Origin of the sequence: Rheinheimera sp., from assembly GCF_036782235.1 — a bacterium.
Lineage (GTDB): Bacteria > Pseudomonadota > Gammaproteobacteria > Enterobacterales > Alteromonadaceae > Pararheinheimera.
The window spans coordinates 70293-91368 of record NZ_DAIPZL010000007.1; the positions used below are offsets into that span (position 1 = coordinate 70293).

The window sequence follows — 21076 nt, forward strand, 5'->3', positions numbered from 1 at the left end:
TAAGCAGGCACACAATGGTGAATCATCCTATGAGCAATTATGAAAGACCCTTTTTGGTTAGCGGCCGCAATACGATAATCCACAAACAGAAAAAGCTGGATCTGATACTGATCAACGACGACCATGATCCTGTGGTTATTGTATCACGCACCGGTGTTAAACTCTTTACTGAAGAAGTGCCGTCCAGCCGGGCAGAAGCCAAAGAACGATATATGGATCTGGTTGATATCGGCAGTTCTGATGTATTTGGTGAAAACAAAACTTTGTTGTTTGTGCAGGCGCTGAACAATAAAGAGTACAAGATTGATTACAGTAAAGCTGGGACCGATTTATTTATCCGGGTTCATCAGGAAAATTACATCTGATAGGCCCCTCAAAATGCCCTGTGGTAGTACGGGGCTTGCCTTTATGCTGAAAATTTGTTTCAGTATCAATCAATCTAAGTTATAGATGTGATCTGGCAGTGAACTCTATCCGCATGCAATTTAGCCGAAATGACGACACCATTCTGGTGGAAATCGCCGTTTCATTGTCGCCCCTATCCGGTGCTCAGGTGCTGGAGGCGTTAAATGCTGCGGGTTACAGCCGCTGTTTTGTGCTGACAGAACAAATAAACCAGCTGCTGGCCGATTATCAGACAGTTCAGTCTGACATCAAACTGCAAAAACGCCCCGATGGTTCCCGTATTCAGCGCAAAATTGCACTGCGCAAAAATGCCGAACTCAAACTTGAAATAGCCGCAGATGCCATGACGGCAACTGCATCTGTCACTGCCGCCTGGGGCGGTAGTCCGGTGTCTGCCAACGATTTAGTGAAAGCGGCTCAGGATTACGGCATTCATTTTGGTTTCCAAAAAGATCAGATAGTTCAGCTGGTGACTGCCGCCAGCAGGGCGGAACCTGGCACTGTGACCAGTCAGGTTATTGCCATTGGCCGCATTATGGAGCCCGGCTTAAACGCCAGGTTTGAACCTTTGGTTGAAGGTATGTCCTCACGTAGTAATAAACCGGTAGTGCTGAGTCAGAGCAGGGTAGATTTACGTGATTTTGGCGTGATACCGGCTGTAGTGGCCGGTCAGCCTGTAGTACGGCGGTTACCGCCCACCAAAGGGGTGGATGGTATTAACGTGCGCGGTGAAATTACGCTGGCACCACCTGGTCAGCCTTTGGAATGGAAACCAGGTGAAGGGGCTGAAGTGAGCCCTTCAGATCCAGACTTGTTATTAGCCAGCCGCGATGGGATGCCTCGTGTGCTCGAGGCTGGTGCCGCTGTTGATGAAGTATATACCGTTAAAAAAGTCGATTTATCCACCGGTCATATTCAGTTTAAAGGCGCAGTCATCGTCAACGGTGACGTGACCGAAAGTATGAAGGTCATAGCAGGTGGTAGTGTATTTATCAAAGGTACTATGGAAGGCTCATTGATAGAAGCCGGCGGTGATGTTTCTATCGGTGGATCTGTGATTGGTCACCAGTTGAGCACTGAAGACAATGACGAAGAGTTGTTCAGTACAGTGGTAAAAGCTAAAGGCGATATCCGTTGTACTCTGGCGCAGTATGCTCAGATTGATGCTGAAGGCGATTTTCACGCCAGTAAACAAATTAACCACTGTAAAGTGTCTGCCCGCATGGTGGTGGCAGGCCCCGAAGACAAACTAACCGGCAAAGTGGTAGGTGGCAGTTTTTATCTGGATTTGGGCATTAAAGCCGGTGTGCTGGGCTCGCCTTCAGAAAGTTCACTGAAGCTAGATCTGAACCGTCGTATTGACCCTGTGGTTGAAAAACAGCAGGCGCTACGCCAGAACGTATCCGCTATTAAACTTGAAATGGAACAAATTAAACAAGGCATTGACGAGCTGAAAAAGCTGGAAAAATCTGATGCCACCAATGAGCATATCAACGCTTTTATTGAAGAATTTGAAGCGCAAAAAGCAGTGGCTGTTGCTTTAATTGAAGATATTAAACGGCTGGAGCAACAAAAACTCACCCTGATGAGTGAAGCTGCAGTATTGGTGAAACAACAGTTATACGCCGGTGTTGAAGTGCTGCTTGGCACGGAACGGTTATCCACCAAAAGAGAGCACGGGCCGAGTTTAATTAAAATTGTTGATGCTGCGCTGAAACTGGATCCACTTGTGTAATACAACTGAAAGACCAACGCAGCTTCTGCTGCGACGTCAGCCGGTGCTTCTGTACCGGCTTTTTGTTATGCTGCAAAACAGTTGTTTTTCTGAATCGCTGCCGGGGTAGCAATTGCAATTTTTCTGCTGCTTTATTCTGCTGTTTTTTTCCACTGTTGCGACTGCCAATGAATGTCAGATGGCATTTCGGCACGGCATTCTGATTTCACCGGATCAAATCCGCGTCCTGACCGACGACAGAACCCAATTTCAGATCAATCAGGACCAACAATTATTTATTCAGGGTCAGTGGATCACCTTGTCGCCTGAAAACACAGCTTTGCTTGCGCAATACAGTCAGGGCATGCGCAAATTTGTACCTCAGGTGGTGGCGATAGCGGTAGACAGTGTTGAGCTTGGTTTATCGGCCATTGAAGGCATGCTGATTGGCGTTGGCAATGAAAGCCAGCAGGAAGAATGGCAGGCACTGGTGCGCGAAACCACTTATCAGCTGATGTCGCGTTTTGTCCGCAGTGGTGAGCATTTTTATCTGGCTCCACAAAGTTTGAATGAAATGGATGCATTTTTACATGGTGAACTCAAGGACAACCTGACGGCACTGGCGAAAAATACCGTTGGTGCAGTGTGGGGCGCTTTGCGTGATGCCTTACGCCAGACCGATGATAACTTTGAACGCAGTGAAAGCCAGGACTGGCAAAGTGTAGAGCAGCTCATCAGCAAAATTAATCTGGGTCTGGATGCCAAAGCAGAAGAGCTGGAAGATAAATCTGTGTTGTTTTGTCAGCGTTTGCGTGAACTGGATGACATTGAAACCCAGCTGCAGCAGCAGGTACCTAAGTTAAAAGATTATGATGTGGTGATTGCTAAATAGCTGTTCACTATCTCGGATAACAGTGCACAACAATACTTGGCAGAGCCATGTATCACACAGCTCTGTTGGTGAAGCCAGCTGTTGCAGGTGCTTTACACTAAACCAAACTCGCCCCCCAGTACGGCTGGCATGGCGCTGTCCACTTCGTCGCTGATAGCGTCAATGGTTTTTTCTGCCTCATCCAGTGCACTGACTTCGGCAATATGAAACAAAGCTTCACCTTCGTTGATAAGCGGTAAGTTATTGCGGCCAATAATAATACCGCTAAAAGTTGCAGTTACCGCTACTTCAAAGTCGGAGTAGGGCGAATAGATATGTGCCAGTACATCTCCGGTTTCGACTTTCTGCCCCAGGCCAAAATAATATCGGGCGATGCCGTCATGCTCGGCCCGCACCCAACTACTTTTTTTCGAGAATAACGACTGGGTTTTTTCCTGTTTGCGTAATGACCTTAACATACCCAGGCTATGCATCACGTTGACAATACCCCGAACGCCAATTTTGATTGACTGTTCGTCAAAACGCAGTGCTTCCCCGGCTTCATACAAAATAATCGGAATACCCAGATTATTGGCGGTACCCCGCATAGTACCATCGCGGCTGGCGGCCTTGATAATAATGGGCGCGTTAAAACTCTCGGCCATTTTTAACGACACTTTGTCGCGCGACGTGGCGCGTACCTGTGGCAGGTTCGAACGGTGAATAGCCCCCGTGTGTAAATCAATGACATGGGTGCATTTTTTTAGAATGCGATCGGTAAATTGCCAGGCCATCCGGCTGCCCAGAGAGCCTTTTTCGCTGCCGGGAAAACTGCGGTTTAAATCGCGTCTGTCGGGTAAATAACGCGACTGCTGCACAAAACCATAAGTATTCACAATGGGCACTACCACTAGGGTACCGCGTAAACTGTTAAGTTTGGGCAGCTTTAATAAACGCCGGCAAATTTCGACCCCGTTAATTTCATCGCCATGCAACGCGGCGGTGATCAGCAGCACAGGGCCTGGTTTTTTACCGTGAATCACATGGGCGCCGATATTCAGCTCAGTGTGGGTGTACAGTTTACCAAAAGGAATATCCACCACAGCTCTGCTGCCGGGCGCAATGATGCTGTCGCCAAACTCAAAAGGCTCAGCCAGTGGCTGCGGTGCAGCGCGGGTCAGATCGGATTCAGTCATCAGCTTTTATCCATCATTTTTTGTTGCGCTCGCAGCACCTGTTGCTCCAGATACTCAATCATGGCATCGGCCACATCGACTTCACTGGCCGCTTCAATGCCTTCAAGCCCTGGCGAGCTGTTCACTTCCATCACCACAGGTCCATTGTTTGAGCGCAGAATATCCACACCTGCCACATTGAGTCCCATACAGCGTGCCGCCTTGATGGCAGTTTGCCGTTCGGCTTTACTGAGTTTGACTTTGGTGGCGGTGCCGCCCCTGTGCAGATTAGAGCGGAATTCACCTTCTTTGGCCTGACGTTTCATCGCCGCCACCACTTTATTGCCAATGACAAAACAACGAATATCAGCGCCTTTGGCTTCGCGGATGTATTCCTGTACCAGAATATTGGCGTTGAGTCCCATAAAAGCTTCAATGACACTTTCGGCGGCGGTGCGGGTTTCGGCCAGCACCACCCCAATGCCCTGGGTGCCTTCCAGCAGTTTGATCACCAAAGGTGCGCCGCCCACCATTTCAATTAAATCAGGAATGTCACCGGGTTTATCGGCAAAACCTGTGATAGGCAGGCCAATGCCATCACGTGCCAGCAACTGCAAAGAATTCAGTTTATCGCGGGCGCGGCCAATAGCTGCAGCGTTATTCAGGCAATATACGTTCATCATTTCAAACTGGCGCAGCACGGCACTGCCATAAAAAGTAATAGAAGCACCAATACGAGGGATCACTGCGTCATAACCTGTTAGAGCTTCACCCCGATAGTGAATAGACAAGGCATTGTGGTTGATATTCATGTAACACAAAATGGGATCTATCACGTCCACCTGATGGCCGCGTGCGACTGCGGCCTCCACCAGCCTTTTGCTGGAATAGAGCTCAGCGTTGCGTGATAACAAAGCGATCTTCATGCAGACTCCAAAGCAGAAATAGCGTGCCGCCTTCTTGCTGATATTGTAGTGAGGCTTGGGTCAAATAAAAGGAAAGTTATTGGTTTTCTGACGTTTTTTGTGTTTGTGCTTTAAGGCACTAGTAGCAGGCTGCCCAATCCTAAAAATACAAAAAAGCCAATCACATCTGTGACAGTGGTCAGAATGACAGAGCCGGACAGCGCCGGGTCTATTTTGGCTTTTTCCAGCCAGACCGGGATCACCACACCGGATGCAGCAGCCACCAGAATATTGATAATAATGGCCATGCCAATGACGGTGCCGATAATCATATCGCCAAACCAGAAATAGGTGACAACGGCTATCACCGCAGCCCAAAGCAGGCCGTTGAGCAGACCAACCCCCAGCTCTTTACGCAATAAAGTCCAGTAAGTTTGTGGCGTGAGCTGGCCTAAAGCCAAACCTCGGATGATCAACGTAAGGGTCTGACTGCCGGCAATACCGCCCATACTGGCCACTATTGGCATCAGTACCGCTAGTGCCACCACCTGTTGCAGCGTGGCTTCAAACAGGCCGATAGTCCAGGCGGCTAAAAAGGCGGTCAGCAAATTAATGCCAAGCCAGACAGCACGACGTTTGGCACTACTGAGCACAGGCGAGAACAAGTCTTCGGTTTCGTCTAAACCTGCAGTGTGCATAAACTGGCTTTCCAGACTACGGCGCACGTTCTCCAGCGCTTCACCTATGGAAATACGGCCAAGCAGCTTGCCTTCATCATCAATGACCGCAAGGGCGGTATAACCAGAGCGGGCGACTATATCCGAGCCCTGATCCAAATCCATCACACCTTCCACCACAGGGGCGTCGTTGTCGATAAACTCAACCAAAGGCAAGTGGCTGGGTTGACCCAGAATATTGGTGGCAAGTAATAACCCGACATAACGGCCGGTCCGGTCAACTACCATCAGGGCGTCATGATATTCGGCGTCTTCATTGAGTTTTTTAAACAGCCTGATGGCATCCCGTACTTTGGCGTTATTACGGATGGTTAAGACGTCGTGGTCGGCATAACGGCCACATTGCTCGTCGGTGTAGGCAAGAGCGGTGGCCAGCCAGAGTTTTTCGCTGGCATCGAGTTTAGAGCAGGCTTCCTGATACACTGCGGCCGGCAGCTCGTCCAGCATTTCAATCAGATCGTCAACGTCCAGCCGCTCAACCAGCGCCGACAGTTCAGCGTCATCCAGTTGTTTAAAGATGTTTTCACGCGCGTCATCGCGCATGTAAGTCAGGGCGTGGATTTGTTCGTCGGCATGCAGGCTTTGCCAGGTGCTGATCCGCTGTTCCAGCGGCATCGCCTCCAGCGCAACAGCAATTTCTTCCGGTTCCAGCGCACTGAGTTTCAGGCCAAGCTGTTCAACTTCCTGCTCGTCGAAGCTATCGCGCACGATTTCTTTGATATCCAGCAGTTGATTTTCAGCCATGCCCACCCCGTGCAACCCGCATTTTGGCAAAGGCCAAACCGGTGATAAAAAGAGGCGCGATAATACCGCAGCCAGCCTGTTGTTTTATAGTCAATTCAACGACATTTTTGCGATTTTTTTTGAAAAAGCGCCAAGGATTAACTGCGGCCTGACACCATTACCACCAATGTTTAATTTTAAAACCCAGCATCATGGCAAGGGCCAGCACAGCCATACCAGCCAATGTCCAGTAATAGCCAAATTCCATCTGTAGTTCTGGCATATTCGCAAAGTTCATACCGTAAACCCCGACAATAAAAGTCAGTGGAATAAAGACGGCCGATACCATGGTCAGCAGTTTCATTCTTTCGTTAATTTGATGGTTTGATGTGGACATATAACCGCTGACTAAATCCCCCAGCTGGTCGTAGTACATCTGCGTCATACTGTGTAACCGTTCAAACTTTTCATAAAAGTCACGTAATTCTACTTGCTGGAACTGGGTTTTCAGTAAGTGTTCGCGCTCCTGCAGCAATAAATCGGCAAACATTTCTTTTTGATAAGCTAGGTTGCGGTCCAGTTTTCGAAAAACTGAACGATAACGCATAATTTGCGCCATTTTATGGTCGTCACCATGATGCAGCATGGCATCTTCAAATTCGCTGAGTTCATCCTCAAAGTTGATTAGTTTTTCCAGATAACTGGCGGAAACACTATGGATATAAAGTTTCACCCAGTCGGTAATAGGTAGCATAGGCCTATTAACATCAAAAGACGGCAAAACGTACGGGTGATCCTGCTCTGGCAGCTGACATTTATACAACAGAACCTGATTGGAAAATAACAGGCTCAGCTGGGCATGGCCCGGATAATCACGAAAATCTTTACCGGCGTATGCCCGTAAAATCATTAAGGTAAAGCCGTTCGAACTTTCTAGTTTGGGAGGGTGACGTTCACGCAGATAGTCTTCAGCTATTTCCGGATGAATGCCAAAATCTTTTAATAACTGCTGTTGTTCCAGATAACTGGCCTGGGATAAATCGACCCAGAGTTTTTCGTCACCGTGCAAAGGTAACTTCAGCAAACTGCGGTCGCCATGTTGCCACTTTTCACTCTGCGGATCATAAAGATGCAAACTAATCATCTGAATTTCCAATAGGTTGTTTAGCCGGAGCATACGCAATAGCGTGCTTTTGATGCAAGCTTATTCAATGGTATAACCGCAGTGGCTTTTTATCCGGCGTGAATTGTCTGCAATTTGATTTGTGCACCGGCTTTTTGTGTTGGCATCGCCGGGGGCCCTGAGGGCTGTGCATAAAAAACGCCGCATTGATGCGGCGTTTTCAGTTGAACAAATGACTTAACCTTATACCTGTTTTGTCCTGATATAGTCATCCACCAGCATTTCCAGTACATCCAGCGGCACAGCACCGTTTTTCAGCACCACGTCATGGAATTCGCGGATATCAAACTTGTCACCCAGTGCCGTTTTGGCTTTTTCACGCAGCTCAACAATTTTGATCATGCCAATTTTGTAAGCGGTTGCCTGGGATGGCATCACAATATAACGTTCAATGGCGTTTACCTGCTCAGAAGCAGCGTTTGGTGTGTTTTTCGCCAGATAAGCAATAGCTTCTTCACGGGTCCATTTTTTCGCATGGATACCAGTGTCAACCACCAGACGGCAAGCACGCCACAGCTCCATCGCTAAACGGCCAAAGTCAGAGTAGGGGTCCTGATACATGCCAATTTCTTTTGGCAATAACTCAGTGTATAAACCCCAGCCTTCGATATAAGCGGTGTAACCACCAAAACGGCGGAACTTAGGTACGTTTTCCAGCTCCTGTGAAATGGCAATTTGCATATGGTGACCCGGAATACCTTCATGGTAGGCCAAAGCTTCCAGTTCATATTTGGGCATGCCTTTCATCCGGTACAGGTTGGCATAATAAATGCCAGGGCGTGAGCCATCCATTGACGGCTGTTCATAAAAAGCTTTACCTGCCGATTGTTCACGGAAAGGCTCTACAGCTTTTACCACCATATCGGCTTTTGGTTTCACCAGGAACAGCTCATCCAGTTTGCCTTTCATTACGTCAATCACGCGGGTGGCTTCGGCCAAATAAGCCGCTTTACCCTCGGCATTGTCCGGGTAATAAAACTGCGCGTCTTCACGCATAAAGGTAAAAAACGCCTGTAGATCACCTTTAAAACCAACCTTCTGCATGATGGCGTTCATTTCAGCATGAATGCGCGCCACTTCCGAAAGTCCAAGCTCGTGGATTTGGTCCGCTGTCATGTTGGTGGTGGTGGTGCGTTTGAGGGCATTGTTATAAAAATCGCTACCGTCTTTAAAACGCCAGACACCATCGTCGGTACCAGCTTTGGTTTCAAGTGCGGTTAAGTGGTTGATTAAATGCTCATAAGCAGGTTTTACACTGCTGACCAGCGCCACTTCTGCTTCTTTTATCAGCAGTTGTTTAGCGGCTTCATCAATGCTCAGTTTATTGACTTTGCCGCGGAAATCTTCCAGTAAAGTGCTGTCCGCACCTTCGCTAAATGGCGCGCCTGTGATCACATTTTTACTGGCGCTGATAGCATGCGGAAACACAAATTTTGGTGGAATAATGCCAAGAGCAGCCCTTTTTTCCAGTTGTACTGTAACCTGCTGGAACAAAGGTAAAATGCCATTTAAACGGGCAATATAAGCTTTGGCGTCGGCTTCGTTGTCGATGCTGTGCTGATTGATCAACAGCGACGGCACCATAGAGTGGTAACCGTACATCTGGTTGATTGGATAGTTGTATAAACGCCATTTGTCGTCGGCAATTTCATCTTCCAGCTGCTGTTTAAACAGCTGATAACTTAACTTGCTTTGTGCATCCAGCGCTTCAAAGTTAAAGCTTTTTAACTGCTCAAGCTGGGCTTTGGTCAGCGCCAGTTCTTTATCGGCTTGCTCGTCGGTAAAAGCATCCCATTTGTCATAGTCTTGTTTAATACCAAGGCCTGTCAACGTGGTAGGGCTCAGTTGTACCTGCGCCATAAAAGCTTCTTCGAAAAAAGCATTCAGCTTTTCACTTTCGCTTTGTGCTGCCGCAGTGCTTTGTGGTGCCGCCGCTGTTGCTGTGGTTGCAGTAGTTTTTTGTTCGGCCGGCGAACAGGCGCCAAGCAGTGCCAGAGTGACAGCCAGTGCCAGGCTTGATTTACTTAGTTGCATCTTGGATTCTTCTTTTTTATCAATAGTTTGTTGTTAAAAGTGGATGGTGTTTGTCTGGCGCTATGGCAAACACAAACAGCATTTATAAAAATAATTCCAGCAAATCATTCAGATAACGAACCCCCTGGTTTGTTATTTGTGCGCTCTGGTGTTGCAGGCTAACTAATCCTAATTGTTCGGCCCGTGCAAGGGGGGCGGTAATTGTTGCGACAGAAAGCCCGGTATATGCGGTAAAGTCTTGCAAAGGGCAGGGTTCAAGCAATCTGAACCTGTTCATAAAAAATTCAAAAGGCAAGTCTTCGGCGCAGACCAGAGTGCGGCTGTCGAGGTAGGCCTTGGTGAAGTCCATATAACCTTTGGGGTGTTTCACTTTTACGGTCCGGATAATATGTCCGGCATCCGGCAGGGTAATTTTGCCGTGCGCGCCACAACCAATCCCCAGATAATCGCCAAACCGCCAGTAGTTCAGATTATGCCGGCACTGATAACCTGTTTTGGCATAAGCTGAAGTTTCGTACTGCTGATAACCGGCTGCGGTTAACAGCGCATGGCCTTGCTCCTGAATGTCCCACAGAATATCGTCTTGCGGCAGCACCGGGGGTTTAGAGGCAAAAGCGGTGTTGGGTTCAATGGTAAGCTGATACCAGGAAAGATGGGGCGGGTTCAGCTCAATCGCCTGAGTTAAATCAGATAAGGCATCCTGAATATTTTGCTCGGGCAAACCGTGCATTAAATCCAGATTAAAACTTTGTAAGCTGCTGTGTGTTATCAGATCACTGGCAAGACGGGCTGCGTTTTTGGCTTCATCACCTTGGTGAATACGGCCAAGGCGGCTCAGTTTGTCGTTTTGAAAACTCTGCACCCCGATTGAAAAGCGGCTGACCCCGGCTTTGACGTAACCGGCAAAACGTTCCGCTTCAACAGTGCCTGGGTTGGCTTCCATGGTGATTTCAATATCGCTGGCAAAACTGATGCGCTGCTGTACACCCTGCAAAATGGCGTGAATCCCTTCAGCACTGAAGACACTGGGTGTACCACCGCCAATAAAAATGCTCTGCAGTTCACGACCTTGCACATAAGCGAGATCTGCATCTAAATCAGCCAGCAGATGGCTGATATATTCCTGCTCCGGTATACCTTGTTTGACGGCGTGTGAATTAAAGTCACAATAAGGGCACTTCTGAATACACCAGGGAATATGGATATATAAAGACAGCGGCGGTAATACCAGCATTGGAGCAGGCTCTGGCAACAAGGCAGTGGATTGTGGCTGCATTGGGCTCATTGGCCACTCCGTTGTTGCCACTGTTGCTGTAATAACGCCAGTGCTTTGCCTCTGTGGCTAAGCTGCTGTTTGTGCGCTTTTTCAAGCTGTGCTGCAGTTTTGCCAAGTTCAGGCAACCAGAACACCGGATCATAACCAAAACCATGGTTACCCTTGGGTTCAAAAGCAATCTCACCTTGCCAGACACCGTGACTGATAAGCGGTGTTGGATCGTCAGCATGACGCAAATACACCAGCACACAATGAAACTGCGCCTGACGCTCAAGAGCAGGCACTGCAGAGAGTTTTTCCAGCAGCAGTTTGATGTTATCTGCATCGGTGGCGCCAGAGCCGGCAAAACGGGCAGAATAAATCCCAGGGGCGCCACCGAGTGCGTCCACTGCCAGCCCCGAGTCGTCGGCGATGGCGGCTAAACCTGTTATGGCTGCAGCATGACGGGCTTTTAAAATGGCATTTTCAATAAAGGTTAAACCTGTTTCATCGGCATCAGTGACGCCAAGGGAAGTCTGGGTGACCACTTCACAGCCCCAGGGCGCGAGCATGTGACTGAGCTCAGCCACTTTGCCGGCATTGCCGGTTGCTAAAACAATTTTTTGTGTCATCAGTGTTGTTCGATCCAAAACAGAAACCGGCATCGCTGCCGGTTTATTGACATTGTGGAATGTCGATTATTGCCCGGGCAAACGCCTGCAGCCGTTATTCGACGTAAAAAGTGTGTTCAAATTTCAGCTGCTGGTTCTGGTTACCCTGACGGATATCAATAACAAAACTAAGCCGCTCTTCGTTGCGATAGGGCAGTTGTGCCAGATAATAAATAGCGTCGCCTTCGGTTACCTGGGTAAAGTTCAGCGTTTTTTGCTGACCTAACAGATTTTTTGCACTGCCGGACAGTGTCACTTGCTGCGCTTTCTGATCGCTGCTGTTTAACACCGAAATATTCACCAGGCCATTAAACTTACTGCGTTCAATCTTGTAGTTACCGGCAATGGCCGGCTCAATTAAGGTGGACGGCATGGCAATGTAATGTACATCCCAGGCACCCAGTTGTTTTTTTTGCTCGGCCTGAACCGGGCTCGCCACGGCGGCAAACAGCAGCAGTGCTGGCAGCATAGCAGTGAATAATTTCATGTTTAATGCTCCTTCAAAGCAATGGAAACAAGCTCGGGCGGCAGCTTAAAAGGCGCTTTAATCAGTACCTGTTTATGCCGGCTGAGCTCACCTTTGAGTAATTCAATCTGACTTTTACTGACACCAAAGAGTTTAGCCAACAACTTCAGCACATGGGCATTGGCTTTGCCATCGACAGGCGGAGCTGTAATGGCCAATTTAATTTCGTCACCATGTAAACCGATGATTTGATCGCGGCTGGCTTTAGGCTGCACATATAGCTGTAACAGCAAATCGGCACCACGATAACTCAGTGCTGTCACAACAAAGTTTTCAACAGGTTTTGTACCAAAATTTCCAGAAATTGCAGGCCCACCAGCAATACCAGTACCGACATATCCAAACCGCCAACAGGTGGGATCACCCGGCGGATTGGATTTAACAAAGGTTCGGTCAGCTGGTGCAGCAAATGCTCCATCGGGTTACGGCCTTGACTGAACCAGCTCAGAATAGCGCGGATCACCACCACCCAGAATAATAAACTGAATGCTTCTTTGATCAGCACTGCAATGGCGCCAAACAAGGTGGTGCCGGCACTGACACCGCCAGACAACAATAATTGCATAGTGATCACTTTACCTGTGGCGACCAAAAGCGCCAGCACCAGTGAAGAGGTGTCCAGTTTGCCGATACTTGGGATCAGTCTGCGCATTGGGATCAGCAGTGGATTGGTGGCTTTAACCACAAACTGGCTGAGCGGGTTATAAAAATCGGCTCTGGCGCTTTGCAGCCATAACCGCAGCAAAACAACCATTAAATACAGATTAAACAAGGTACTGATTAAAAAGAAAAACGCTTCGTTCATGCGATATTCCTGTTCAAAGGCCGGTACCGGACTTTATGTGGTTGCCGGCACAGGTTTTCAATTGATGACTGGTGATTATGACAAAATTCAAATATTTCAGGCGGTAATCCGCCTGTTACAGGGTTTTGGCCATTTCTTCAGCTCTGGCAATGGCTGCTTTCATGGCTTTTTCGACTAAAGCTTCCAGCTGGCCCTCACGGAACGTTTCGATTGCCTGATGCGTGGTGCCGCCTTTACTGGTGACCTGCTCTCTAAGCTCAGCAAAACTCAGTTCAGACTGAGAAGCCAATGTGGCCGCGCCCAGCGCAGTTTGCGCTACCATAGCGCGGGCCTCGGCGGGGGCAAAACCAAGTTGCTGTGCTGTCTGTTCTATCGCCTGCATAAAATAGAAAAAATAAGCAGGTGCACTGCCGGTGACGGCAATAATGTCGTTGATTTGGCTTTCCTGCTGCAGCCAGCAGGTCAGGCCACAACCGGTAAATAATTGATCAACAAAAGACTTTTCATAATTAGACAAGCGGTGCGGGAATAATCCGGTCACACCTAACCCCACTTGCGCCGGGGTGTTTGGCATCGCACGCACCAGTCGTACTTCATTTCCCAGCCAGCGTTGGTAATGGGCGACGGGTAAACCTGCGGCTACTGTGACAAATAATTTTTCGTGAATTTCCGGTGCGCCGACCAATAACGCCTGACAAACCTCGGCCATGATTTGTGGTTTTACACAAAGCACTATCACATCGGCCAGTTTGACGGCTTTGATGTTGTCGGTGGTGACTTCAATACCAAAATCTGCAGCCAATGCTGCTAATTTTGGCGTGGTTGGATTCGTTGCGATGATATTTGCTGTTGGATAACCTTGTTTTACCAGGGCTGCAATGACAGCGCGCGCCATATTGCCGGCGCCAATAAATGCGATGGTATTTTCATTCATAAAGATGCGTTTCCCGCGCGCCAAAAATGGCTGTGCCTAATCTTATCATAGTTGCCCCGTATGTCAGGGCTTGTTGCCAGTCGTCTGACATGCCCATCGACAACTGTGTTGCTTGTGGAAATTCCTGTTGCAGTGTTTTGGACAGCTGCTGCATAGCGGCAAAGGCCGCGCTATTGTCATGTTCAATGGCCGGAGCCGGAATGGCCATCAAGCCACAAAGTTCAAGCCGCGGCAACATCACCATTTGCCGTGCCAGCGCAAGCACATCTTGTGGCATCACTCCTGCTTTGCTGGCTTCACCGCTGATATTCACCTGAATCAGCACCTTGAGGGGGGCCATGTCCAAAGGGCGCTGCGCGGATAATCGTTCAGCAATTTTCAGCCGGTCGACACTATGTACCCAATGGGCAAAACGGGCGATGTCACGAGTTTTGTTTGACTGGATAGGGCCAATAAAATGCCATTCTATATCAGTCAGATGGGCAAGTTCAGTGGCTTTTTGCACGAGCTCCTGCACATAGTTTTCGCCAAAAGCTTTTTGACCGGCCTGATAAGCGCTGAGCACCATAGCGGCCGTTTTGGTTTTACTGACGGCGATTAATTGTGCAGTTGGGATCACTGAAGGGTTTTTCTGCCGAATTTCTGCCATCTGGCGGTAGGCTGAATTCAGTCGTTCTGCTATGTTGTTATCCATTAAAGCCTGACTTATTGTGGTTTTTTCATTCATTTCTGGCAAACAGGAGTACATTTTGTCATGGATATCACCGAATTATTAGCCTTTAGCGTACAACACAAAGCTTCGGATTTGCACTTGTCAGCCGGTGTGCCACCGCTGATCCGGGTGGATGGTGATGTACGCCGTCTGAATATTCCGCCGCTGACGCATAAAGATGTCCATGCGTTGGTGTACGACATTATGACCGATAAGCAGCGTAAAGAATACGAAGAACGTTTAGAGTCGGATTTTTCCTTTGAAGTCCCAGGTCTGGCGCGTTTTCGTGTTAACGCTTTTGTGCAGAACCGCGGTGCTGCTGCAGTGTTTCGTACCATCCCCAGTGAAGTGTTAAGTCTGGATGATTTAGGCACTCCTGAAGTATTCAGAACCATTGCGGAGAACCCACGTGGTTTAGTGTTGGTAACAGGGCCAACAGGTTCGGGTAAATCCACCACACTGGCGGCTATGGTGGATTACATCAATACCACTCGCCATGACCACATTCTGACCATTGAAGATCCTATCGAATTTGTGCACCACAACAAATTGTCGCTGGTGAACCAGCGGGAAGTGCACCGTGATACCTTAAGTTTTTCCAACGCGCTACGCTCAGCACTGCGGGAAGACCCTGATGTAATTCTGGTGGGTGAATTGCGTGATTTGGAAACGATTCGCCTTGCCATGACTGCGGCGGAAACAGGTCACCTAGTGTTTGGTACCCTGCACACCACATCAGCGCCAAAAACTATCGACCGTATTATCGACGTATTCCCTGGCGAAGAAAAAGCCATGGTGCGTTCTATGTTGTCGGAGTCGCTGCGTGCAGTTATTTCACAAACCCTGCTGAAAAAAGTAGGCGGTGGCCGGGTGGCAGCACATGAAATTATGGTGGGTTTACCCGCTATCCGGAACCTTATCCGTGAAGACAAAATTGCTCAAATGTACTCCGTTATTCAAACCGGTGCAGCGCACGGTATGCAGACCATGGATCAGTGTTTATTAAACCTGGTGAACCGTGGCCTTATTACCAAGCAGGACGCTATGGCCAAAGCACAGGATAAAAACGCTTTTGGTGCAATGGGCCGGATTTAGGAGTTGTGATGATGGATTTGGTTAAACTGCTGCAAAAAATGGTGGATGCCAAGGCATCTGACATGTTCGTGACCGCAGGTATGCCGGTAGCGGCAAAAATTAACGGTGAATTGCTGCCAATTGATGATACACCGTTAACACCGGAAGATTCGCTGCAGATTGTGCTTGCAGCGATGAACGAAAAACAAAAAAACGAATACCTGACCCATAAAGAATGTAACTTTGCGGTGGCCAATGAAGCGGGTCGATTCAGGGTATCGGCATTCTTTCAGCGGGATCAGGCTGGCATGGTCGTGCGTCGTATTGTCACCACTATCCCCAATGCCGACGATCTGGGTTTGCCGCCGATTTTAAAAGAAATCATTATGTCCAAAAGGGGACTGGTGCTTTTTGTCGGTGGTACAGGCACTGGTAAATCAACCTCTTTGGCTGCGTTGATTGGCTATCGGAATAAAAATGCCCGGGGTCATATTTTAACCATCGAAGATCCGATTGAATTTGTGCACGATCATCAAAAAAGCCTGATCACCCAGCGTGAAGTGGGTATTGATACTGAGTCCTTTGATGCGGCACTGAAAAGCTCTTTACGTCAGGCGCCTGATGTTATTCTGATTGGTGAGATCCGTAGTCAGGACACTATGGAATATGCCTTGTCATTTGCTGAAACCGGTCACTTATGTATCGCCACCTTACACGCTAACAATGCCAACCAGGCCATTGACCGCATCATGCACCTGGTACCCAAAGAAAAACACGGTAAGTTGTTGTTTGATTTGTCATTAAACCTGCGTGCTATAGTGGCGCAGCAACTGATCCCAACACCGGACGGTACCCGCCGTATTGCTGCTATTGAAGTGCTGCTCAATTCGCCTTTGGTGGCCGATTTAATCAAAAAAGGTGAAATTGACGAAATCAAAGCGGTGATGAGTAAATCGCGTGAGCTTGGCATGCAAACCTTTGACCAGGCGCTGTACGATTTGTATCAGCGCAATCAAATCAGCTACGCCGATGCACTGCACCACGCTGATTCACCGAATGACTTACGTCTGATGATTAAACTGCGCAATAACGAAACTTCGGGAGCAGGTTTCCTTAGTAATGTCACTGTGGATGGCTTGACCAAACCTGACGATCACTAAACATTTGTCGTATTAAAAAGGCAGCCTCGGCTGCCTTTTTATTGTGATCTGCTGCTACTTTGTGGCTAAGCTGGCTTCAAACCCTAGGTAACAAAAAAGCGTTTTACGGAATAACACTTATAGACCCGCGGGTTTTTCAGTGCCGATAAACTGAAATCTGGCCACTTCTTCACCCTGAATACTGACATTTTCAGTAAACATCTGAAGTGGCCTCACCCAGAGATCATAATTACCATACAAAGCACGATACACTGCATAAGGCTGCTGCTCTTCACTGTGGGTGGCAATAGCGGTCAGCTGGTACAGCTGACCTTTGTAATGGCGGTAATAACCCAAAGGTACAGTGCCGTCACCGTGATCCAGCGTGGGTGCAAAACCGTCGTCAGGCAGGATGATTGTCAAAGAAGCTCTCCAGTATCAATTTGGCCGACCAGCAATCAACAGCATCTTTACTGAGTTTTTTAAAACCACCCTGAGCGAATAAATCGGCGCGGGCGTCGACCGTGGTTAAACGTTCGTCCTGAGTCAGCACCTTTACGCCAAAACGGCCATGCAGTCTGTTGCAGAACTTATGTACTCTGGCGGTAAAAGGCTGTTCAGTGCCGTCCATATTCAGTGGTAAACCCACCACCACAAAAGCAGGTTGCCATTCGGCCAGCAGTTTTTCGATTTGTGTCCAGTCTGGTATGCCGTCCTGCGCCTTCAGCGCTTTAAGGGTGCTGGCACTGCCTGTCAGGCGCTGACCGACTGCCACGCCGATACTCTTTAAACCATAGTCAAAAGCTAAAATATTGCCGCTGTCATTCATCAGGCGTGTCCTGCATCAGCACTTAATTGCCAGGCCTGGATGCCTAACTTTTGAGTGGCTCCCTGCCATTTTTCGGCATGGCATAAGTCAAAAATAATCTGGTTGTCGGCCGGAACCACCAGCCAGGAATTATCAGCCAGTTCCTGCTCCAGCTGACCTGCGCTCCAGCCGGCGTAACCCAAAGCCAGAATAAACTTTTCCGGTGCGTTGTCGGAGGTGAGTTGCTCCAGAATGTCTTTAGAGGTGGTGACCATCAGCTCATCGGTCAGTTGCAAGCTGCTGGCAAAACCGGCTTTGGGGGTATGCAGTACAAAACCTCTGTCATGTTGTACCGGGCCACCGGCGCACACTTGTGCATCTGCCGCTTTGCTGTTGGCATCAAACTGAATATCCAGTTGCTTTAATAGCTCAGCCACTTTCAGTGGCATCGGATGATTCACCACAATGCCCATGGCACCTTCAGCATTATGCTCGCAGATATAAGTGACACTGCGGCCAAACATCGGGTCGTCCAGCGAAGGCATTGCAATTAACAGATGGTTTTGCAAACTTTGCAGAGTCTCAGTCATCAGTTACTCCAGTCAGGCTTTTTGGGTGGCCACAATTTGTTCTATCTGGTCGAACAGCAGTCCGGTAATACTGACAGGGAAGGCCGCTTCAATTTCCCTGATGCAGGTTGGACTGGTGACATTAATTTCAGTCAGTTTGTCGCCGATAATGTCCAACCCGACAAAAATCAAGCCTTTGGCTTTTAAGGTGGGCCCTACAGCACGGGCAATAGCCCAGTCACTTTCAGATAAAGGCCTTGCCTCACCACGGCCGCCAGCAGCTAAATTACCGCGGGTTTCACCACTGGCCGGAATACGTGCCAGGCAGTAGGGCACAGGCTCGCCGTTAACCACCAACACCCTCTTATCACCGTCTTTAATGGCCGGAATAAAACGTTGGGCCATGGCATAACGGCTGCCGTGTTCGGTCAGGGTTTCAATAATGACACTGACGTTGGCATCGTCTGGTTTTAACCGGAAAATAGAAGCGCCACCCATGCCATCCAGTGGTTTTAAAATCACATCCTGCTCTTGCTGGTAAAAGGCTTTAAGCCTTGCTGCGTCGCGGCTCACCAGGGTTTTTGGCGTATGCTCGGCAAACCAGCTGGTATAGAGTTTTTCGTTGGCATCACGCAGGCTCTGCGGTTTGTTGACAATTAAAGTGCCTTCGTCTTCCGCTCGCTCCAGAATATAAGTAGCGTAGATATATTCGGTGTCAAAAGGTGGATCTTTTCGCATCAGAATGACGTCAAGCTCAGACAGCGCAATATCCTGCTGACCAAAAAACTGATACCAGCTGTGCGGGTTTTGCTCCACGCTCAGAAGTTTTGTGCTGGCTCTGGCCTGGCCGTCCAGCAGATACAAGTCGGCCATTTCCATATAGTGCAGTTGATAACCACGGGCCTGTGCTTGCAACAACATGGCAAAACTGGAGTCTTTTTTTATATTAATGGCCGAAATCGGGTCCATTACAATGCCGAGTTTTAACAAAATCTGTTCCTTCTGAAAAAGGTTGTCAGGCTAAATCACCCATCTGCAGCTGCAAGGCGCTGATGGCGGTTAATGCTGCGGTTTCGGTGCGAAGCACCCTTGGGCCGAGCTGCACTGCAACAAAACCGGCTTTGCTGGTCTGTGCCACTTCATGGTCACTAAAACCACCTTCAGGGCCTATCACCAGCCGCACTGCAGTCACAGGTGTTAAGGTCTTAATGGTGTCTTTGGCCCAGGGATCCAAGGTCAACTTCAATTCATTTGTTGGCTGCGCCAGCCATTTGTCCAGAGAAAGTGCCGGATGCACTGTTGGCACTACACTGCGGCCACTTTGTTCACAGGCGCTGATCGCAATTTTTTGCCACTGGTCAGTACGTTTTTGCAGCCGCTCGGCATCCAGTTTAACGCCACATCGTTCGGTAAAAAGCGGCGTAATTTCGGTGACACCAAGCTCCACTGCTTTTTGAATGGCAAAATCCATCCGGTCGCCCCGTGAAATGCCCTGACCTAAATGAATACGCAGCGGCGACTCCACCGGATTTGACTGGCTGGAGATGACTTTCACCCGCACCTGTTTTTTGCCGCTTTCAATGATTTGCGCCTGGTAATTCAAACCATCACCATTAAATAACTGCAGTTCGGCGCCAGCTTGCATCCGAAGCACCCGGCCAACATGGTTGGCGGCGTCTTCGGCAAGTTCAGTTTCAGTTCCCGGCTTGAGCGTGCCAGGCTGGTAAATTCTTGGGATGCGCATACAGGCTCCGGCAAAATAAAAGTGCTATGGTAGCAGGCAGGCGCTCTGAAGGGTATAACATAAGTCCGGGAAAATGCGCCAGTGAGGCCGATCATGAAAGTTGTGTTGGAAGTGCGTGATCTGAAAAAACATTATGCCGAGGTGAAGGCAGTCGACGGCATCAGTTTCAGCGTGCAACAAGGTTGTTGTTTTGGTTTGCTGGGGCCGAATGGCGCAGGCAAAACCACCACCATTGAGATGCTCGAAGGGCTGGTCAGTGCCGACAGCGGCGATATTTTTTATCATGGCTATAAAGCCGGCAAAGAGCACTTTAGTCAGTTGGGGGTGCAGTTTCAGCAAACGGCGCTGCAGGACTTTTTAACGGTCAAAGAAACACTGGAGCTTTTTGCCGCATTTTACGACCAGCCGGCCGATCTGCAGCAGTTGATTCAGTTATGTGATTTAACCGAATTATTGCACAGGGATCACCGTAAATTGTCCGGTGGTCAACGTCAGCGGTTGCTGCTGGCGTTAGCGCTGGTGAATAACCCGCAAATCATCTTCCTGGACGAACCAACCACCGGGCTTGACCCCCATGCCAGACGCAATTTCTGGCAGTTGATTAGGCAAATTAAACAGCAGGGCCGCACCATTATTTTAACGACCCATTACATGGATGAAGCCGAGCAGCTTTGTGATGAAATTCTCATCATGGATAAAGGCCGCATTATTGCGCTCGATACGCCACAAGCCTTGCTAAATCAGCATTTTAGCGGTGCACTGATAAGATTGCCAGACCGCGGGCAGCAGCCTGATTTGCCCACTGACGCCAGCCTGAGCCGCAGTGGTGGTTATTTGCAAATCAGTAGCCCTGATATTGAAAAAACGCTGACTATGCTGCTGTCACAAGGCATTTCACTGGAAGGACTGTTGATTAAATCTGCCAATCTGGATGATTTGTTTTTGAAGCTGACCGGCCATAGTCTGTCGGCCTGAAGCATCACTGTACAGGCCAGAGCAAAAAGCAAAAAAGCTTGATGCTGATGTTGAACTAGGACGTGCAGCTTAGATGATTGGCTTATAGAGCTGCAGTGTTATTGTCGGGCAAGCCGT

At 48.8% G+C, this 21076-nt stretch carries 23 protein-coding genes; 6 read left to right on the plus strand and 17 right to left on the minus strand.

The annotated features are described in order from the left end of the window. Positions 1-29 precede the first annotated feature (29 nt). The 3 genes from V7P87_RS09860 (at position 30) to V7P87_RS09870 (ending at position 3011) form a co-directional block, all read left to right on the plus strand. Positions 30-365 carry a hypothetical protein gene (locus V7P87_RS09860; protein WP_260656198.1) on the plus strand — a complete coding sequence of 112 codons (336 nt, stop codon included), beginning with the start codon at positions 30-32 and terminating at the stop codon, positions 363-365. A gap of 113 nt (positions 366-478) precedes the next feature. Then, complete coding sequence (locus tag V7P87_RS09865; RefSeq protein WP_333797278.1) at positions 479-2140, plus strand: DUF342 domain-containing protein; 1662 nt, start codon at positions 479-481, stop codon at positions 2138-2140. 178 nt (positions 2141-2318) lie between these two features. Further along, positions 2319-3011 (plus strand): DUF2884 family protein, encoded by a 693-nt coding sequence (locus tag V7P87_RS09870; protein ID WP_333797279.1) that lies wholly within the window; start codon positions 2319-2321, stop codon positions 3009-3011. 92 nt (positions 3012-3103) lie between these two features. Here V7P87_RS09870 and V7P87_RS09875 read toward each other — a convergent pair whose 3' ends face one another. From V7P87_RS09875 to V7P87_RS09930, 12 genes are all read right to left on the minus strand, one after another. Next, positions 3104-4186, minus strand: coding sequence for a succinylglutamate desuccinylase/aspartoacylase family protein (locus V7P87_RS09875; RefSeq protein ID WP_333797280.1), 1083 nt, complete (start codon positions 4184-4186; stop codon positions 3104-3106). After that, positions 4186-5091, minus strand: a complete 906-nt coding sequence (gene rimK, locus V7P87_RS09880; RefSeq protein WP_296296399.1) for a 30S ribosomal protein S6--L-glutamate ligase — start codon at positions 5089-5091, stop codon at positions 4186-4188. Before rimK ends, V7P87_RS09875 begins: the two co-directional genes overlap by 1 nt. Positions 5092-5201: 110 nt before the next feature. Then, positions 5202-6551, minus strand: a complete 1350-nt coding sequence (gene mgtE, locus V7P87_RS09885) for a magnesium transporter (RefSeq protein ID WP_333797281.1) — start codon at positions 6549-6551, stop codon at positions 5202-5204. 157 nt (positions 6552-6708) lie between these two features. Beyond that, positions 6709-7674 (minus strand): magnesium transporter CorA family protein, encoded by a 966-nt coding sequence (locus V7P87_RS09890; protein ID WP_333797282.1) that lies wholly within the window; start codon positions 7672-7674, stop codon positions 6709-6711. 222 nt (positions 7675-7896) lie between these two features. After that, positions 7897-9747 carry a DUF885 domain-containing protein gene (locus V7P87_RS09895; RefSeq protein ID WP_333797283.1) on the minus strand — a complete coding sequence of 617 codons (1851 nt, stop codon included), beginning with the start codon at positions 9745-9747 and terminating at the stop codon, positions 7897-7899. Positions 9748-9829: 82 nt separating this feature from the next. Further along, entirely contained in the window at positions 9830-11032 is a 1203-nt protein-coding gene (gene hemW / locus V7P87_RS09900) for a radical SAM family heme chaperone HemW (RefSeq protein WP_333797284.1), read from the minus strand. Continuing rightward, complete coding sequence (rdgB, locus tag V7P87_RS09905; RefSeq protein WP_333797347.1) at positions 11029-11637, minus strand: RdgB/HAM1 family non-canonical purine NTP pyrophosphatase; 609 nt, start codon at positions 11635-11637, stop codon at positions 11029-11031. The genes hemW and rdgB overlap by 4 nt, the downstream gene beginning before the upstream one ends. A 91-nt stretch (positions 11638-11728) precedes the next feature. Further along, positions 11729-12160 carry a DUF4426 domain-containing protein gene (locus V7P87_RS09910; protein WP_333797285.1) on the minus strand — a complete coding sequence of 144 codons (432 nt, stop codon included), beginning with the start codon at positions 12158-12160 and terminating at the stop codon, positions 11729-11731. A gap of 2 nt (positions 12161-12162) precedes the next feature. Continuing rightward, positions 12163-12462: a DUF167 family protein gene (locus V7P87_RS09915; protein WP_333797286.1), complete on the minus strand. Its 300-nt coding sequence runs from the start codon at positions 12460-12462 to the stop codon at positions 12163-12165. Next, positions 12459-13004, minus strand: coding sequence for a YggT family protein (locus V7P87_RS09920; RefSeq protein WP_333797287.1), 546 nt, complete (start codon positions 13002-13004; stop codon positions 12459-12461). Before V7P87_RS09920 ends, V7P87_RS09915 begins: the two co-directional genes overlap by 4 nt. Before the next feature lie 115 nt (positions 13005-13119). Further along, on the minus strand, positions 13120-13938 hold the full coding sequence (proC, locus tag V7P87_RS09925) for a pyrroline-5-carboxylate reductase (protein ID WP_333797288.1): 819 nt from the start codon (positions 13936-13938) through the stop codon (positions 13120-13122). Then, positions 13931-14632, minus strand: a complete 702-nt coding sequence (locus V7P87_RS09930; RefSeq protein WP_333797289.1) for a YggS family pyridoxal phosphate-dependent enzyme — start codon at positions 14630-14632, stop codon at positions 13931-13933. The genes proC and V7P87_RS09930 overlap by 8 nt, the downstream gene beginning before the upstream one ends. Before the next feature lie 60 nt (positions 14633-14692). Between V7P87_RS09930 and V7P87_RS09935 the strand changes: the two genes are divergently transcribed. Together V7P87_RS09935 and V7P87_RS09940 are read left to right on the plus strand one after the other, a co-directional pair. Further along, positions 14693-15745 (plus strand): type IV pilus twitching motility protein PilT, encoded by a 1053-nt coding sequence (locus V7P87_RS09935; protein ID WP_333797290.1) that lies wholly within the window; start codon positions 14693-14695, stop codon positions 15743-15745. Positions 15746-15756: 11 nt separating this feature from the next. Continuing rightward, complete coding sequence (locus V7P87_RS09940; protein ID WP_296297456.1) at positions 15757-16884, plus strand: PilT/PilU family type 4a pilus ATPase; 1128 nt, start codon at positions 15757-15759, stop codon at positions 16882-16884. Between the two features lie 117 nt (positions 16885-17001). Here the strand turns inward: V7P87_RS09940 and V7P87_RS09945 are convergent, their stop codons facing one another. The 5 genes from V7P87_RS09945 to rsmE are packed head-to-tail and all read right to left on the minus strand — an operon-like array spanning position 17002 to position 19984. Continuing rightward, positions 17002-17286: a DUF1653 domain-containing protein gene (locus V7P87_RS09945; RefSeq protein WP_333797291.1), complete on the minus strand. Its 285-nt coding sequence runs from the start codon at positions 17284-17286 to the stop codon at positions 17002-17004. Then, entirely contained in the window at positions 17267-17692 is a 426-nt protein-coding gene (gene ruvX / locus V7P87_RS09950) for a Holliday junction resolvase RuvX (RefSeq protein ID WP_333797292.1), read from the minus strand. The genes V7P87_RS09945 and ruvX overlap by 20 nt, the downstream gene beginning before the upstream one ends. Further along, positions 17692-18261, minus strand: a complete 570-nt coding sequence (locus V7P87_RS09955) for a YqgE/AlgH family protein (RefSeq protein ID WP_260656181.1) — start codon at positions 18259-18261, stop codon at positions 17692-17694. The genes ruvX and V7P87_RS09955 overlap by 1 nt, the downstream gene beginning before the upstream one ends. A gap of 12 nt (positions 18262-18273) precedes the next feature. Then, a complete protein-coding gene (gene gshB / locus V7P87_RS09960; protein WP_333797348.1) occupies positions 18274-19233 on the minus strand; it encodes a glutathione synthase in 960 nt (319 codons plus the stop codon). 22 nt (positions 19234-19255) lie between these two features. Next, entirely contained in the window at positions 19256-19984 is a 729-nt protein-coding gene (rsmE, locus tag V7P87_RS09965; protein WP_260656180.1) for a 16S rRNA (uracil(1498)-N(3))-methyltransferase, read from the minus strand. 93 nt (positions 19985-20077) lie between these two features. On the opposite strand from rsmE, the gene V7P87_RS09970 reads away from it, so the two are divergent. Beyond that, entirely contained in the window at positions 20078-20959 is an 882-nt protein-coding gene (locus tag V7P87_RS09970; RefSeq protein ID WP_260656179.1) for an ABC transporter ATP-binding protein, read from the plus strand. Positions 20960-21076: the final 117 nt, after the last annotated feature.

What these genes read in the sequence shown, in the direction of transcription:
- V7P87_RS09860 (WP_260656198.1), top strand. Translation starts at nt 30, where the DNA reads ATGAGCAATTATGAAAGACCCTTTTTGGTTAGCGGCCGCAATACGATA.
- V7P87_RS09865 (WP_333797278.1), top strand. Translation starts at nt 479, where the DNA reads ATGCAATTTAGCCGAAATGACGACACCATTCTGGTGGAAATCGCCGTT.
- V7P87_RS09870 (WP_333797279.1), top strand. Translation starts at nt 2,319, where the DNA reads ATGGCATTTCGGCACGGCATTCTGATTTCACCGGATCAAATCCGCGTC.
- V7P87_RS09875 (WP_333797280.1), bottom strand. Translation starts at nt 4,186, where the DNA reads ATGACTGAATCCGATCTGACCCGCGCTGCACCGCAGCCACTGGCTGAG.
- rimK (WP_296296399.1), bottom strand. Translation starts at nt 5,091, where the DNA reads ATGAAGATCGCTTTGTTATCACGCAACGCTGAGCTCTATTCCAGCAAA.
- mgtE (WP_333797281.1), bottom strand. Translation starts at nt 6,551, where the DNA reads ATGGCTGAAAATCAACTGCTGGATATCAAAGAAATCGTGCGCGATAGC.
- V7P87_RS09890 (WP_333797282.1), bottom strand. Translation starts at nt 7,674, where the DNA reads ATGATTAGTTTGCATCTTTATGATCCGCAGAGTGAAAAGTGGCAACAT.
- V7P87_RS09895 (WP_333797283.1), bottom strand. Translation starts at nt 9,747, where the DNA reads ATGCAACTAAGTAAATCAAGCCTGGCACTGGCTGTCACTCTGGCACTG.
- hemW (WP_333797284.1), bottom strand. Translation starts at nt 11,032, where the DNA reads ATGAGCCCAATGCAGCCACAATCCACTGCCTTGTTGCCAGAGCCTGCT.
- V7P87_RS09910 (WP_333797285.1), bottom strand. Translation starts at nt 12,160, where the DNA reads ATGAAATTATTCACTGCTATGCTGCCAGCACTGCTGCTGTTTGCCGCC.
- V7P87_RS09920 (WP_333797287.1), bottom strand. Translation starts at nt 13,004, where the DNA reads ATGAACGAAGCGTTTTTCTTTTTAATCAGTACCTTGTTTAATCTGTAT.
- proC (WP_333797288.1), bottom strand. Translation starts at nt 13,938, where the DNA reads ATGAATGAAAATACCATCGCATTTATTGGCGCCGGCAATATGGCGCGC.
- V7P87_RS09930 (WP_333797289.1), bottom strand. Translation starts at nt 14,632, where the DNA reads ATGGATAACAACATAGCAGAACGACTGAATTCAGCCTACCGCCAGATG.
- V7P87_RS09935 (WP_333797290.1), top strand. Translation starts at nt 14,693, where the DNA reads ATGGATATCACCGAATTATTAGCCTTTAGCGTACAACACAAAGCTTCG.
- V7P87_RS09940 (WP_296297456.1), top strand. Translation starts at nt 15,757, where the DNA reads ATGGATTTGGTTAAACTGCTGCAAAAAATGGTGGATGCCAAGGCATCT.
- ruvX (WP_333797292.1), bottom strand. Translation starts at nt 17,692, where the DNA reads ATGAATGACAGCGGCAATATTTTAGCTTTTGACTATGGTTTAAAGAGT.
- V7P87_RS09955 (WP_260656181.1), bottom strand. Translation starts at nt 18,261, where the DNA reads ATGACTGAGACTCTGCAAAGTTTGCAAAACCATCTGTTAATTGCAATG.
- rsmE (WP_260656180.1), bottom strand. Translation starts at nt 19,984, where the DNA reads ATGCGCATCCCAAGAATTTACCAGCCTGGCACGCTCAAGCCGGGAACT.
- V7P87_RS09970 (WP_260656179.1), top strand. Translation starts at nt 20,078, where the DNA reads ATGAAAGTTGTGTTGGAAGTGCGTGATCTGAAAAAACATTATGCCGAG.